The following is a 14,447-nucleotide window of genomic DNA, read 5'->3' as shown; positions in this document are numbered from 1 at the left end:
GCATCGTTGCGCGAGCCTGGACGAGAAAGGCAGGTATTCTCAAACGAGATTGATTACTATAAGCGTCAATAGTGATGCCCCGCCCCATTGCGGGGGAACCGACAAGGAAGATGAGCATGCGTGGAATGTCACCCCTGGCCCGAGGCGCCGTCGCGCTGGGCCAGAAAGTAGGTCCGGGGATCGGCCTGGCACTCGGACTCAGCCTGGTCACCCTGGGGGTGGCCAGCGCCCAGGAGGAACCTCGCGTCCTCGACACCGCCTTCGGTGAGGTCGAGATCCAGGGCCAGCCCGAGCGGGTTGTCACGCTCTACGAAGGGGCACTGGACACCTCCCTGGCCGCCGGGGTCACGCCACTTGGCGCGGTGGCGACCCGCGCCGCCGAGGACGTGGCCGACTACCTGAAGGATGAGGTGCCCGATATCCAGATCGTGGGCACCGCCGGCGAGGTCAATGTGGAAGCGGTGGTCGGGCTCGAGCCGGACCTGATCCTGGCTTCCTCGCGACTGTCCGAGGATACCTACGCGCTGCTGTCGCAGCTTGCCCCCACCGTGGTGCCGGCGACCGAGGGCTTCGACCCCGAGGCCTGGAAGGACGAGGCGCGGCTGTTCGGCAGGGCGCTGGGCCACGAAAGCGAGATCGATCGGGCCATCGAGACGGTCGAAGCGCGCGCCGCCGAGCTCGCCGCTAGCTTCGAGGCACAGACGTCCCAGGACAACGCCTTCCTGATTCGCTGGATGCCCCAGGGGCCGCTGGTGATGTCCACCGAGCTTTTCACCACTGGCCTGCTCGCCGCCGCCGGCCTCGACGTCCAGGACGATCAGCTGGTGCCGCAGGGACGGCCCCACAGCGACCCGCTGAGCCTGGAGGCGCTGTCCCGGGTCGACGGTGACTGGCTGTTCGTCGCGACCCTGGACGCCAACGGGGCCGAGGCGCTGGATCAGGCGATGCAGAGCGATGCCTTCAAGCGTCTGGCGGTGGTCGGCAACGACCGTGTGGTGGCGGTGGACGGCCAGTTGTGGACCAGTGCCAGCGGTCCCATCGCTGCCCAGGCGGTGCTCGATGACATCGAGCAGGCCCTGGAGGGCGTCGTGACACCGTGAGTGCAGAGCGCAGCTTACCCGCAGGAATCCTGTTCGGCCTTGTCGTTCTGCTTGGGCTCGCCATCATGGCGAGCCTTGTCGTGGGTGCCGGGGAGATCGGACCGGTGCCGTCGTTTCAGGCGCTGCTGGGCCTGGGCAACGAGGAGGCACGCTTCGTGGTGTGGGACCTGAGGCTGCCGCGGACCCTGGTCGGCCTGGTGGTCGGGGTGGCGCTGGGTGTCTCCGGTACCCTGCTGCAGTCGATCACCCGTAATCCCCTGGCCGAGCCGGGCCTGCTCGGCGTCAGCGCCGGCGCCGCCTTTGCCGTCGCGCTGATGTTGCTGCTGGGTGGCAGCCTGCTGGAGCTGCGCATCGGCGTGGCCCAGCTGGGGGCCTTGCTCGGCTGTCTGTGCGTGCTCGGGGTCAGCCGCATCCGTGGGCTCGGCGCCGATCCGGTGCGCCTGGTGCTGGCGGGGGCGGCCTTTTCGGGGCTGCTTGGCGCGATGACCTCGTTGATCCTGATCACCGACCGGCGCGCCGCCGACGAGATTCGTTTCTGGGTGGTGGGTAGCCTGTCGGGACGGCGGCTCGACGACCTGCTGGCGGTACTGCCCAGCATGGCGCTGGCGGCGCTGGTGCTGGTGATGGTGGTGCGGCCGCTGGCCAGCCTGGCGCTGGGCGAGCGCGCCAGCGCCGGTCTCGGTCACCATCCGGGGCGACTGCGGCTATTGGCCATCCTGATCGTCGCCCTGCTGGTGGGCGGGGCTACCGCTATCGCCGGGCCGATCGCCTTCGTCGGCCTGGTGGTGCCCTTTATCGCCCGTGCCATCGCCGGCCCGGAGCTGCGTCGCACCCTGTGGCTGTGCCTGCCGCTGGGGCCTCTGCTGGTGCTGACCGCCGACGTGATCTCGCGCCGCCTGGTGGCGCCCTCGGAGATGCCGCTGGGGGTGCTGACCGCGCTATGCGGGGCGCCGGTGCTGATCAGCGTCGTTCGCGCCCGCCGTCTGCCGAGCCTGTGACCATGCTGGATGATCGTTCCTTGTCTGCCGCCGCCACCCGCTCGTCGGATGAATATCGCGACTGCCACGACCGCCGCGATGCCAGCGCCACCCCCGACGGCATGTGGCTGCTGCGCAGTGGGCGGTTCAGCCTGCTGGTCGATCGATGCCAGCTTTTTGGCGCCCTGTTGCTCGCTGTCTTGCTGGTCGGGGCGAGCCTGGCCTATCTGTGCCTCGGCGAGAAACCGCTGTCGCCGGGTAAAATCTGGGCGGTCATCAATGGACAGGGCGCGATGCTCGATACCTTCGTGGTGGAACAGCTACGCCTGCCACGGCTGTTGGCGGCGCTTGCCAGCGGTGCCGCCTTTGGGCTGTCGGGGTGCCTGATGCAGACGCTGGCGCGCAACCGTCTGGCCACGCCCGGCATCATCGGCATCGACAACGGCGCCACCGCCTTTGCGGTGGCCTCGGTGGTGGGGATGGGCTTGAGCCTGGCGCCTTCTGCCATGGCGTTGACCGGGGCGGCCACCGCAGCGGCCCTGACCTTCGGTCTGGCCGCCGGGGGCGGTGCAAAAGGTGGTGCCAAGGGCTATCGCTTTATCGTCGCCGGCATCGGCGTCGGGGCGATCTTCGCCGCGGTGACCCAGCTGATACTGTCGCGTGCCGCCATCGATGCGGCCAACGCCGCCTACCCCTGGACCGTGGGCACCCTGAACTCACGGCCGGCCGGAGCCGTCGCCGTTCTCGCCATCGGTCTTGCGCTGCTCACCCCGGTGGCGCTGTGGCTGTCGCGCTCGCTTAGCCTGATGCGTTTCAGCGATGCCGTGGCACTCGGCCTGGGAACGCCGCTCAGGCGTCGCAGGCTGCAGGTGCTGGTGGTATCGGTGGCGTTGACGGCGCTGGCGGTATCGGTGGCGGGGCCGGTCGGCATGGTGGGACTTTTGGGTCCGGAAATCGCGCGCCATCTGTGCGGCAACCGTCAGGTCCCGCTGACCGCTGCGGCCCTGGCCGGGGCGGCGGTGATGGTACTGGCCGACCTGGCAGGACGATTGATGCTGGCGCCGCTGGAGCTGCCGGTGGGCATCGTCACCGCCGTGGTCGGTGGCCCCTGGCTTCTGTGGATACTGATTCGCCGCTGAATTCATATTGATTCGCCCTGGGCCACTGGCGGCCGGGGGCGCTTGTGCAAGGGGACCTTGATGTCGCTGACGCTGTCTACACGATCCGATGGGGTTCCCCGGGACGCGGTGGCTTCGCGCCCGGATTCGGGCCAGCAGCGGGACACCGAAGTGCTGCATCCCTATGTGGTCGAGGACCTGGTGCTCTGCCACGGCCGTCACAAGGTCATCGATGGTCTCGACCTGACGATCCCGCGGGGCAAGCTCACCGCCATCGTCGGCCCCAACGGCTGCGGCAAGTCGACGCTGTTGGCCGGGCTTTCCCGCCTGCATGCACCAAGTGGCGGGCGCGTCTGGCTCGAAGGCCAGGACCTCAAGCGGTTTGCGGCGCGCAAGCTGGCCCGCTGCATCGCTCTGTTGCCCCAGGAAGCGTCGGCCCCGGAGGGGCTGAGCGTCAGCGACCTGATTCGCTTCGGGCGCCAGCCCCACCAGGCCTGGTATCGCCAGTGGAGCGAGGAGGACCAGGCGGTGGTGGCGCGCGCCATCGCCGCGGCGGGGCTTGAGGATCTGGCCGAACGCGCCCTCGATACCCTGTCCGGCGGTCAGCGCCAGCGCGCCTGGATCGCCATGACCATCGCCCAGCAGACGCCGATCATTCTGCTCGACGAGCCCACCTCGGCGCTGGATCTGGGCCACCAGCTGGAGGTCTTCGAGTTGCTGCATCGGCTGGTGGAGCGGGGACGTACGGTGATCATGGTGGTCCACGACCTGTCCAGCGCCTGCCGCTACGCCGACCATCTGATCGCCATGCGCGATGGGCGCCTGGTGGCAGAGGGCGAGCCGGAAAAGGTGGTGACGCCGGCACTGGTCAGGCAACTCTATGACGTGGACTGCTCGCTGGTGGAAGACCCGCTGACCGGCAAGCCATTGCTGGCCGGGCTTAGTCGGAGAGCTTAATCGTCGGCAGGTCTTGGTCGGCAGGTCTTGGTCAGAAGGGCCTAGTTGGCGCGAGGCCTAGTCGCCAGGTCTTGGTCGGCAGGGCCTGGTTGGCGCGAGGCTTAGTCGGCGAGGCCTAGTCGCCAGGTCCTGGTCGGCGGGGCCGAACGGGTATGCAGGCCTTTAGGGAAGCGAATTCGGGGAGCCAGACGCAACACACCCGGCGCGAAGGCCGGGTGTGTTCGCTGACTGACGGGTGCTGCCCGTCAGCTTCGGATCGCTCTTAGTTGGTAGCGTCCTGAGCGGCGTCCTGGGCATTGTCGCCCGCACCTTCGATGGCGTTGCCGGCGCTGGTCAGGGCGTTGGCGGTAGCAGACTTGGTGGTCTGCCAGGCGCTCTGGGCGCCTTCCTTCGTGTCCATCCAGGCCTGCTGAACGCTGGACTTGGTCTGGTTCCACCAGGTATCGGTGTATTCGGGCAGCTGGGACACCTCGTCCTGAGTCATGTCCAGATGAACGCTGTACTCGATGTTGTCGAGGCTGTCGCCGTTGGCAGTCTGCACGGTGAAGTTGCCGGTTTCGACCACATACTCGCTGCCGCCGAGGTCAAGCAGGTCGCCCGCTTCGACGACGATGGCGCGGACCTTCATGTCATTGTCGAGAAGGATGTCCTCGACTTCGCCCACTTCATCCTCGCTCGAACCCTTGGCGAAAACGTCGGCGTCCATCAGCTCATCGGCGGAGTAGAGGCCCTGAGCCTGCTGCTGGTTACCGGCGCCATTATTCTGAGCGGTGTTCTGCTCGGCGAAGGCGTTGGTGCCCACGGCCATGGTGCCGGCGAAGACGGTGCTTGCGATAGCGGTAGTCAGCAGATTCTTGCGGATCATTCCATTTCTCCTTCTCGCGGATGGTTCCAGCGATGTCATCGGTCGCAGCGGGTTCCTGTGCTGCGACTTGCGATGTTGCACGAATCATTGTGGAGGTTATGTACAAGATTTCAAGCCAGTCTTGTGAAAGAAACATGCAAGGCTCTGTTGCCTATCGATGACGCCACCACAGAGCTTGTTTCAAACGTGCTCGAGAGAGCCGACCTGGCGCTATTTCAGGGATGATCCCTGTTTGAAAAGTCAGGTGCGCATGCGGCTTTCCATGGTGTGTTGCCTCTGGGACAATACCGGCCCCTTGTCCGCATTATCATGGCCAGGGCGACGATCGACACCGTATAAGCGGTGCGAAAGCGCCGTCTGGCCCGCCCCTCGAGGTCCTGTTTCGTGGAATTGTTGAGCGTCGTCTTTCGTCATTATCGCTGGCCCTTTATCGGCGTCATGCTGCTGAGCCTTGCCAGTGCCGGACTGGGTATCGGCGCCATCGCCTTTATCAACCGCCGCTTGATCGAGGTGTCCGGAGATGCGCTCGGCGTGCTGCCGCAGTTTCTCGGGGTGATCGTGGCATTGCTGGCCGTGACTCTGGCCTCTCAGCTGGCCTTGACCACCCTGGGGCATCATTTTGTCTATGGCCTGAGAGGCCGCCTGGTCAAGCAGATCCTCGATACCGATATCGAGCGCCTCGAACGCCTGGGCAGCGCCGAATTACTGGCCAGTCTGTCCAGCGATATCCGCAATATCACCATCGCTTTCGTACGTCTGCCCGAGCTGGTTCAGGGCATCGTGCTGACGCTGGGCTCGGCGTTGTATCTCGGCTGGCTGTCCCCCGGGCTGCTGTTGGTCACCGCGCTGTGGGTCACGCTGACCATGGCAGGAGGGGCCTGGCTGGTAGGGCGGGTCTACCGCCATCTGGCCCAGGTTCGTGCGACCGAAGATTCGCTCTATCGCGACTATCAGGCGGTCATCGATGGACGCAAGGAACTGGCGCTCAATCGTGCCCGGGCGCGAGCCCTGTTCGAGGACACCTACGACCATGATGCCCGCCGCTATCGTCACCATGTCATCCGCGCCGACACCTATCACCTGAGCGCGGTCAATGTCTCCAATATCATGATGCTCGGCGCCATCGGGGTGGTCTTCTATCTGGCCAATGGGCTTGGCTGGGCCAGCACCGAGGTGGCGGCGACCTTCTCGTTGACCTTGTTGTTCCTGCGCACCCCGCTGATCTCGGCGGTGGGCGCACTGCCGACGCTGCTAAGCGCCCAGGTGGCCTTCGACAAACTGCGTGGACTCGATCTGGCCGAGGCCAAGGGCGACTTCGGCGTGCAGGAGGCAGAGGGCGAGCGCTGGCAGCGACTGCACCTTGAAGGCGTGGCCTTTCGCTACCCCGAGCCCGCTAAAGCCTCCGACGAAGAAGACGGGGCAGGGCGAGCGTCGAAAGGCCCGGGCTTCGCCGTGGGGCCGCTGGACCTGACCCTGCGGCGTGGTGAACTGGTATTTCTGATCGGCGGCAACGGCAGCGGCAAGTCGACCCTGGCGAAGCTGCTGACCGGTCTCTACCGGCCCCACCAGGGGCGTCTCTTGATCGACGACCAGGAGGTGGGGGCCGCTGAGATGGGCGCCTATCGCCAGCGCTTTTCCGCGGTCTACACCGACTTCCACCAGTTCGACACCCTGATAGGCCCCGGCGGTGACAAGGCCGACCCCGCGCTGGTCGAGGACTGGCTCGAGTACCTGGCGATGCGCGAGAAGCTTCACTTCGACGGCCAGCGGGTCACCAACCCGGAGCTGTCCCAGGGGCAGCGCAAGCGGCTGGCGCTGTTGATGGCGGTGGCCGAGGAGCGAGATATCCTGCTGCTCGACGAATGGGCCGCCGACCAGGACCCGCAGTTCCGACGGGTGTTCTATCGTGAGCTACTGCCGCGACTCAAGGACATGGGCAAGACGGTGTTCGCCATCAGCCACGACGATCACTACTTTCAGCACGCCGACCGGCTATTCGAGATGCGCTCGGGGCAGCTTGTCGAACTCACCGGGTCCAGCCGCGAGGCCGCCAGTCGTGATGCCGTGGCCCGGCTCGATCCGCTGTAGGGCGATTCGCTCAGCCGGTAGAGCGCTCTCGCCACCATCCAGCGGTTCATCCATCCCCCCTGCCTGGCTCCCTCGCACCCGAGCACGGCTTGTTCGGGCTTTCGTGTGCCTGTGGTTAATGGGTCGCTCTGGTGTCGCTGATGGCGCGAGGTGGTTTCGCAGCCCTTGATCGACATCGGCCTTTGGCGGGATTTCTGTAAATGAAAGCTGGTCTTGATTGCGTGTAAAAATGAAAACAATTAGCATGCCGCAGATGTTTCACGAACGTTCAACGTCGTTCGTTGTCGTCTTCGATGCGCTCCGAGGCCTACCGCATGCAACCCGCCAGTCCCCGTCCATCCGCCAGCCCACTGTTCACCGACTTCCTGCCCGGCAGCCCTGTCTCCCGTCGCCCGCTTGCCATCGCCGTGCGCCTCGCGCTGGGGCTGGCCCCACTTGCCGGGGCGGGGATGGCGTTTGCCCAGAAGGAGGCGGTCACCGAGGTGACGAGCGACACCATGGTGGTGAGCACCTCGGCGCTGAAGGTCGAGACCCCGGTGCTCGAGACGCCTCGTGCTACCTCCCAGGTCTCCCGCGAGGAACTCGACAACCGCCAGGTCAACAAGTACGACGAGGTGCTGCGCTACCGCAGCGGTGTGGTATCCCAGCCGTTCGGCCAGGACAACAAGGCTGAGTGGTTCTATATTCGCGGCTTCAATGGCGAGGACTCACTGTACCAGGATGGCCTGCGTCAGTTTCGTGAGGGCGGCTACTTCTGGTGGAGCACCGAGACCTTCGGCCTCGAGAGCGTCGAACTGCTCAAGGGGCCGGCCTCGATCCTCTATGGCGAGGCGCCTCCCGGGGGTGTCATCAACGCCATCAGCAAGCGTCCCACCGACGAGCCTCAAGGGCTGATCGAATTGCAATACGGCAGCGACGACCACGAGCAGGTGGGCGTCGACGTCTCGGGGCCTGTGGCAGGGCGCGATGATGTGCGCTATCGCATGGTCGGACTGTTCCGCGAGAATGATGGCCAGATCGAGGACACCGACAATCAGCGGGTCTATCTGGCGCCGAGCCTGGAGCTCGATCTGTCGCAGGATACCAGCGTCACCTTCCTGGCCAGCTACCTGAAGGACCACGGCACGCCTACCAACGGCTTCAAGCTGCCCTACGGCACCGTGGACAACACCCCCTTCGGCAAGCTCGACCCCGAGGACAACCTGGGAGAGCCGGACTACGAGCGCCAGGAACACGAGCAGTGGGCGCTGGGCTACGAACTGTCCCACCGTCTCAACGATACCTGGGACATCGAGCAGAACTTCCGCTACAGCCATCTGGATCTGCTCGAGCGTGACGTCTATGTGTCCTACCTGCTGGACGACCGCAATGCCCAGCGCGGCCTGACCTATCGCGACGGCGACTTCGACGCGGTCACGGTGGATACCCGCGCCATCGGCCGCTGGTACAGCGATCGCACCGAGAACACCCTGCTGGTCGGCGTCGACTACCAGGATCTGGATATCGACTACGACAACTACGACGACTTCGCCTTCGGTTCGCCGTTCGACATCTTCGATCCGGAGTACGGCAACTTTACCCCGAGCTCCCGAAACGGAACCGATCACGAGGAAGGCAAGGAACAGCTCGGCTTCTACGCCCAGAACCAGCTTCGCCTGGATGACCGCTGGATCTTCCTGGCCGGCCTGCGTCATGACAGCGTGGACGTGACCAACCGCATCGATGGCGAGGACAACGGTGGCGGCAGCGAGGACGAGACCACCTTCTCCGGTGGCGTGATGTACCTGGGTGACTACGGCATCTCGCCCTACTTGAGCTACAGCGAGTCCTTCTCACCGCAGATCGGCACCGATCCGGATGGTCGCGCCTATCGTCCCAGCGAGGGTGAGCAGTGGGAAGTCGGCGTCAAGTATGCCCCGGACTGGCTGGATGGCTATATCACGGCTGCGGTGTTCGACCTCGAGGAAAGCGATACCCTCTATACCAGCGGTGAGTCGGCCAACCGCCAGGGCGGTGAGCGCGAGTCCCAGGGTTTCGAGATCGAGGGGGTGGGCTATGTCACCGACGACCTCAAGGTCACCGCCGCCTACACCTATACCGACGTACGCGTCGATATCAGCCGTGAGGAGCGCGACCTGCGCGCCGGCCTGATCCCGCGTAACCAGGCCTCGTTGTGGTTGGACTACGCGGTCCCGGGAGCGCTGCACGGTCTGAACCTGGGGGGCGGTGTGCGCTATGTGGGCGAGACCAAGGACAGCCCGCGCTACTCTGATGCCACGGTGGACTCCTACACCCTGTGGGACGCCAAGGTCAGCTATGACATCACGTCCCAGTGGACCGCCCAGGTCAACGTCAACAACCTGACCGACGAAGAGTACGTTTCAGGCTGCGAATACTGGTGCTACTACGGCGAGGAGCGCAGCGTGGTCGGCAGCATCAAGTACCGCTTCTGATCCAGTGACGGGATTTCAGGCTCGCTCATCAACTCTCTGAATCGAGACGCCCGACCGGGGTTTCCCGGTCGTGCGTCTTGGCATGGAGGCTGCCGGTGGAAGAACAGCGGGCTAAGACGGGGCGAGCGCCATCGCTATTCCTGTCTTTCTATCTATAGCCATATCTCTCTATCTTTCTATCTTTCTATCTTTCTATCTTTCTATCTTTCTATCTTTCTATCTTTCTATCTTTCTATCTTTCTATCTTTCTATCTTTCTATCTCTCTAGCCCTGGCCCCGGCCGCCCTCCGCCGTTACCCCGGCCCGGGCCAGGCGCTCGCCGTCGGCGACGTCGCTAAAGCGCTCGAGCAACAGCTTGAGTTTTGGGGTGATCCAGCGTTCGCAGAAGGGCCGCGACGGGTCGCTGTAGAAGTAGTCCTGGTAGTCCTCCTTCGAGGCGCGAAAGTCCACCAGCGGCAAGACTCGGGTGAGCAGGGGCGCGTCGAAGTCATCCTGCAACTGGGCCAGGGTGTCTCGAGCAGAAGCTGCCTGAGACTCGGTCAGCACATAGACCGCCGAGCGATAGCGGTCGCGGCGCTGGTGGTCTGCGGTGGCCCGGTGGGTGTAAAGGTGGATCTCGATCAGCACGTCGAGGGGCAGGCGAGAGGGGTCATAGTCCACCACCACGGCTTCATGAAAGTCCGAGTGCTCGCCGTCGGCGGCGACCCAGCCCTGGTGGACCGATTCGACCCCGCGCAGCGACTGATAGACCGCCTCCAGGCACCAGTAGCAGCTACCGCCGAGGGCCAGGCGGGCGAGGGAAGGGCGGAGCAGGGGCAGGCTGTCGTGCATCGGGATTCCCTCGTTGGCGGAGCGGCTTTGTCACCGAAGACGCCTTTAGCTTACAACTTTCGCAGCCCCCACATGAAGTAGCTGCCGCCGATCAGCGAGGCGACCAGGCCTGCCGGGATCTCCTGGGGAAACAGCAGCTGGCGGCCGACCCAGTCGGCCAGCACCATCAGCAGCGCTCCAATTAGCGCCGCCCCGGCCAAGTGCGCACGTGCCCGGGACAGCCCCATCAGACGCGCCATATGAGGCGCCAGCAGGCCGACAAAGGACAACGGACCGACGATCAGAGTGGCCACCGCGGTCAGTATCGCCACCGTCGCCAGCAGGCCCAGGCGGGCACGCTCGACGTGGATCCCGAGTGCCTTGGCGGTGGCCGCGCCCAGCGGCAGGATATCCAGCCAGCGAGTCAGGGCCTGGGCGGCGACGGCGGCCAGCGCCCCGATACCCAGTACCACCAGCGCCGAGACCGGGTCGACGTAGTAGGTCGACCCTGACAGCCAGGCGATGACCTGCTGGCCACGTGGGTCGCCGCCGGCCAGCACGATCGAGCGCACCGCGTCGAACAGCGCAGTGATCGCCACGCCGCTGAGCAGCAGGCGCTCTGGCTGGAAGCCGCTAGCGCGATTGAGCGCCACCAGCACGCCGAGCACGACCAGCGCGCCGACGGTGCCGGCGCCCACCAGCGTCAGGTTGCTCGGCGCTGGCACCAGGAAGATGGTGAGAATCAGCGCAATCGCCGCACCACCGCTGATGCCCAGCAGTTCCGGGCTCGCCATGGGATTGGCGGTGACCCGCTGGATCAGGGTGCCGGCGATGGCCAGCAGGGCGCCGCTGCCGGCGGCGGCGATAATGCGCGGCCAGCGCCAGTCGAGAACGTCGCCGTCGAGGCTCGACGACCAGCCGCTGCTGGACTGGCCGATCAGAATGCCGACCAGGGCCGCCAGGGCCAGCAGCACGGCGAGCACCAGCAGCAGGCGCCTGGGTGCCTCGGCACGCAGGGCCTGCGGGTTCGAGCTGGGCGGTGGACGCCGGGCGGTCAGGCGTAGGCGCGGGATCAGCCACAGCAGCAGCGGTGCCCCCAGGGCGGCGGTGGTCGCCCCGGTGGGCAGCAGGGTAGGCAGGGCGTCGACGCCGCCCTGGAGTACCAGGTCGGTGATCGCCAGCAGAAGCGCGCCGAACGCGATCGACCAACCCAGCCGCGCCGGCAGACGCCGGGCACCGGCCATGCGCGCGATGTTGGGCGCCGCCAGGCCGATAAAGCCGATGATGCCGACCACCGCCACCACACAGCCAGTGATGAAGACCGCCAGGCCCAGCCCGCCCAGGCGCAGCCACTTGAGCGAGACGCCGAGGCTGCGTGCGCTGGCATCGTCCAGCTCCAGCAGCGCCAGCGGGCGCAGCAGCCAGATGGCAAGGGCGCCGGCGATCACCAGACGCGGCAACAGGTAGAGCACGCCGTCCCAGCCGTTCTGGGCCAGCGAGCCGGCGCCCCACACCAGCACCCCCTTGAGCGCCTCCTGGTTGAACAGCAACAGCACCACCGCCAGGGCGCCGAAGTAGAGGTTGACCACCAGGCCACCGAGTACCACGACGCCGGGTGACAGGCCACGGCGCCAGCCGAGGGCGAACACCAGTCCCATGGCCAGGCCACCGCCGGCCAGCGCCACCCACTCGCGGCCCAGCACCAGCAGGCCAGGCGCCATCAGGGTGGCGACCATCAGTGCCAGGTTGGCGCCGCTGGCCACCCCCAGGGTAGTGGGGGCGGCCAGTGGATTGCGCAGCACCTGCTGCATCAGCACCCCGGCCAGCCCCAGGGCGCCGCCGGCGCTCAGCGACATTACCAGGCGCGGCCACCAGCTGTAGTGCAGCACCAGCGTATCCGGGTCTGGCGGTTCATTGGCGCCGAGCGCCCCCGAATCGATCAGAGCAGCAAGCGCCGCCTGTGGGCCGCCCAACTCGGCCAGGGAGTAGAAGGCGGCCAGCATGCAGGCCAGCGCCAGCACCAGGCCGGTGATGCCCAGCGCGGAGGTACGGCGGACGCGGGATTCAGCGGCGAGCATCGGTATTTCCTTGTGCCTGATCCGGTGTGGTGGCCTTTTCGTTGGTGTCGCGAGCGCTGGTGTCAGGAGCGCTGGTATCGGAAGCGCTGGTGTCGGGAGTGTGGGTATCGGGAGCGCGGGTATCTGGCATGTTGCTGGAGAGGGCGTCACCCAGCAGGGTGGCAAAGCGCCTGGCCGAGGGCAGGGCGCCGAAGCTCCACACCGGTGGCAGGGTGACGACGTCGTCGCGCTGGACGCTGCCCAGATGGCGCCACAGGCCACTGTCGGCCAGCGCCTCGCGGACCCCGGCGATATAGGGTTCGACCACCACGATGCGGGCCTCGGGATAGTTGGCCAGCTGTTCGATGCCGATCAGGCTGAAGCCCCAGGCGTTGGTGGTGCCCTGCCAGGCGTTGGTCAGGCCCATGCGCTTCAGCACCGCCTGGTAGAGGCTGTGCTCACCGAACAGGCGCACGTGGCGTTCATCCATGAACTGGAGCAGCAACAGCGGGCGGGTGTCCTCGGGCAGTCGAGCGGCGATGTCCGCGATGTAGGCCTCGGTCTCCTCGATCAGCGCCTCGGCGGCGTTCTGGCGATCCACCAGTTCGCCGAGCTGTCGGGTCAGCGCCAGAGACTGCGACCAGAAGGTGCCCTCGCCGCTGTACATGGCGAGCTGCTTGACCTCGGCGATCGATGAAAGGCGCGGCGCCAGGTTGGCGAACATCGGCGAGATCACGATGGCGTCGGGGTCGAGTTCGGACAGCAGTTCCAGGTTCGGTTGGGTACGCAGGCCGATGTCGGTGGCACCTGGCGGCGCCTCGAGCCCCACCCAGCTTTCGTAGTCGTCGACCTGGGCCAGCGCCACCGGTGGCGCGTCAAGTGCGATCAGCGTCTCGGCCAGGGTCCAGTCAAGGCTGGCGATACGCGGCGCGGCACCGGCTGGAGACGCCAGCAGCCAGGCCGATAGCGCCAGCCACGCCAGGCTATGGCAACGACCCGAGCGAAAAAGGCCAGAACGCAAGCGCAGGGAAGCCAGGGACACCAGAGAACGGCGGACAGTCAGAGCAAGGCGGACATTCAAGGACAACCTCATTGCACCAGCGCCACCGCGTGTTCGCCGGAGGGATGGGGCATCACCTGCATCGGCACGCCGTAGATGTCCTCGAGCAGGTCGCCGGTCATCAGCGTCTGCGGGTCGCCTTCGGCGATGACGCGGCCGCTGTGCAGGGCGACCAGGCGATCACAGAAGCGTGAGGCCATGTTGATGTCGTGCAACACGATGACCACGCCCAGGTCGAGCTCTCGCGACAGCTTGCGTACCAGGGTCATCACTTCCACCTGATGGGCGATATCCAGCGCCGCCAGTGGCTCGTCAAGCAGCAGCAGGCGGCTGCCCTGGGCCAGCAGCATGGCCAGCCACACCCGGGTACGTTCGCCGCCGGACAGGGTGTCCACCAGGCGATCGGCAAAGCCCTCGGTGTGGGTCAGCGCCATGGCTCGGGCCACGTGTTCGTGATCGTCGCGCCGCGAGCGACCCAAAAGCCCCTTCCAGGGGTAGCGACCAAAGGCGATCAGCTCGCGACAGGTCAGGCTTTCGGCACTGGGCAGGTGTTGCGGCAGATAGGCCACTTCGCGGGCGAAGGCGCGGCGCCCCCAGGCCTCGAGCGGCTGGCCGTTGAAAAGGATGCGCCCCTCGCTGGCCGGCTGCTGCTGAGCCATCAGCTTGAGCAGGGTCGACTTGCCCGAGCCGTTGTGGCCGATCAGTCCGTGGACCCGGCCGGCATCGAAGCTCAGGCTGGTCGGCGACAGCAGGGTCTTGCCCGGGATCGCGAAGGAAGCGGACTGAAGATCGAACATGAAGACGGCTCCGCTGGGTGACTGGGGCAGGGTGGCTTGGGCTGGCTGGTCCGGGCGACCGGGCAGGAAAGACAATGGATAGGAATGGTTATCAATTTGTTTGTTATTGTCAATGATGCACGTCAGGGAGGCGTTGTGCTGAAAGACTATTGATCAACCCTTGTA

The 14,447-nt window shown here is 65.9% G+C and carries 11 protein-coding genes; 6 read left to right on the top strand and 5 right to left on the bottom strand.

Annotation, left to right across the window (positions count from 1 at the left end):
• Positions 1-116 precede the first annotated feature (116 nt).
• From NFG57_RS15470 to NFG57_RS15455, 4 genes are all read left to right on the top strand, one after another.
• Complete coding sequence (locus tag NFG57_RS15470; protein WP_348814716.1) at positions 117-1,100, top strand: iron-siderophore ABC transporter substrate-binding protein; 984 nt, start codon at positions 117-119, stop codon at positions 1,098-1,100.
• A gap of 29 nt (positions 1,101-1,129) precedes the next feature.
• Positions 1,130-2,098 carry an iron ABC transporter permease gene (locus NFG57_RS15465; protein ID WP_274601865.1) on the top strand — a complete coding sequence of 323 codons (969 nt, stop codon included), beginning with the start codon at positions 1,130-1,132 and terminating at the stop codon, positions 2,096-2,098.
• A 101-nt stretch (positions 2,099-2,199) separates the two neighbouring features.
• The gene (locus NFG57_RS15460; protein WP_348816193.1) at positions 2,200-3,216 is read left to right on the top strand and encodes an iron ABC transporter permease; all 1,017 of its coding nucleotides are present in this window, start codon (positions 2,200-2,202) and stop codon (positions 3,214-3,216) included.
• A 60-nt stretch (positions 3,217-3,276) separates the two neighbouring features.
• On the top strand, positions 3,277-4,152 hold the full coding sequence (locus NFG57_RS15455; RefSeq protein ID WP_348814715.1) for an ABC transporter ATP-binding protein: 876 nt from the start codon (positions 3,277-3,279) through the stop codon (positions 4,150-4,152).
• Positions 4,153-4,414: 262 nt separating this feature from the next.
• Here NFG57_RS15455 and NFG57_RS15450 read toward each other — a convergent pair whose 3' ends face one another.
• On the bottom strand, positions 4,415-5,017 hold the full coding sequence (locus NFG57_RS15450) for a hypothetical protein (RefSeq protein WP_052704314.1): 603 nt from the start codon (positions 5,015-5,017) through the stop codon (positions 4,415-4,417).
• 384 nt (positions 5,018-5,401) lie between these two features.
• On the opposite strand from NFG57_RS15450, the gene NFG57_RS15445 reads away from it, so the two are divergent.
• Together NFG57_RS15445 and NFG57_RS15440 are read left to right on the top strand one after the other, a co-directional pair.
• A complete protein-coding gene (locus NFG57_RS15445; protein WP_348814714.1) occupies positions 5,402-7,105 on the top strand; it encodes a multidrug ABC transporter permease/ATP-binding protein in 1,704 nt (567 codons plus the stop codon).
• Between the two features lie 314 nt (positions 7,106-7,419).
• Positions 7,420-9,558 (top strand): TonB-dependent siderophore receptor, encoded by a 2,139-nt coding sequence (locus NFG57_RS15440; RefSeq protein ID WP_348814713.1) that lies wholly within the window; start codon positions 7,420-7,422, stop codon positions 9,556-9,558.
• Between the two features lie 264 nt (positions 9,559-9,822).
• Here NFG57_RS15440 and NFG57_RS15435 read toward each other — a convergent pair whose 3' ends face one another.
• The 4 genes from NFG57_RS15435 to NFG57_RS15420 form a co-directional block, all read right to left on the bottom strand.
• Positions 9,823-10,389, bottom strand: a complete 567-nt coding sequence (locus NFG57_RS15435) for a peptide-methionine (S)-S-oxide reductase (protein ID WP_213229230.1) — start codon at positions 10,387-10,389, stop codon at positions 9,823-9,825.
• 50 nt (positions 10,390-10,439) lie between these two features.
• Positions 10,440-12,446 (bottom strand): Fe(3+)-hydroxamate ABC transporter permease FhuB, encoded by a 2,007-nt coding sequence (fhuB, locus tag NFG57_RS15430; RefSeq protein WP_348814712.1) that lies wholly within the window; start codon positions 12,444-12,446, stop codon positions 10,440-10,442.
• The gene (locus NFG57_RS15425) at positions 12,433-13,446 is read right to left on the bottom strand and encodes an iron-siderophore ABC transporter substrate-binding protein (RefSeq protein WP_348814711.1); all 1,014 of its coding nucleotides are present in this window, start codon (positions 13,444-13,446) and stop codon (positions 12,433-12,435) included. Before NFG57_RS15425 ends, fhuB begins: the two co-directional genes overlap by 14 nt.
• Positions 13,447-13,514: 68 nt before the next feature.
• Positions 13,515-14,282, bottom strand: coding sequence for an ATP-binding cassette domain-containing protein (locus tag NFG57_RS15420; RefSeq protein ID WP_045992323.1), 768 nt, complete (start codon positions 14,280-14,282; stop codon positions 13,515-13,517).
• Positions 14,283-14,447 lie beyond the last annotated feature (165 nt).

Origin of the sequence: Halomonas sp. H10-59 (assembly GCF_040070555.1) — a bacterium.
GTDB lineage: Bacteria > Pseudomonadota > Gammaproteobacteria > Pseudomonadales > Halomonadaceae > Halomonas > Halomonas litopenaei.
This window is presented reverse-complemented; position numbering and strand designations above follow the sequence as displayed.

What these genes read in the sequence shown, in the direction of transcription:
- NFG57_RS15470 (WP_348814716.1), top strand. Translation starts at nt 117, where the DNA reads ATGCGTGGAATGTCACCCCTGGCCCGAGGCGCCGTCGCGCTGGGCCAG.
- NFG57_RS15460 (WP_348816193.1), top strand. Translation starts at nt 2,200, where the DNA reads ATGTGGCTGCTGCGCAGTGGGCGGTTCAGCCTGCTGGTCGATCGATGC.
- NFG57_RS15455 (WP_348814715.1), top strand. Translation starts at nt 3,277, where the DNA reads ATGTCGCTGACGCTGTCTACACGATCCGATGGGGTTCCCCGGGACGCG.
- NFG57_RS15450 (WP_052704314.1), bottom strand. Translation starts at nt 5,017, where the DNA reads ATGATCCGCAAGAATCTGCTGACTACCGCTATCGCAAGCACCGTCTTC.
- NFG57_RS15440 (WP_348814713.1), top strand. Translation starts at nt 7,420, where the DNA reads ATGCAACCCGCCAGTCCCCGTCCATCCGCCAGCCCACTGTTCACCGAC.
- NFG57_RS15435 (WP_213229230.1), bottom strand. Translation starts at nt 10,389, where the DNA reads ATGCACGACAGCCTGCCCCTGCTCCGCCCTTCCCTCGCCCGCCTGGCC.
- fhuB (WP_348814712.1), bottom strand. Translation starts at nt 12,446, where the DNA reads ATGCTCGCCGCTGAATCCCGCGTCCGCCGTACCTCCGCGCTGGGCATC.
- NFG57_RS15420 (WP_045992323.1), bottom strand. Translation starts at nt 14,282, where the DNA reads ATGTTCGATCTTCAGTCCGCTTCCTTCGCGATCCCGGGCAAGACCCTG.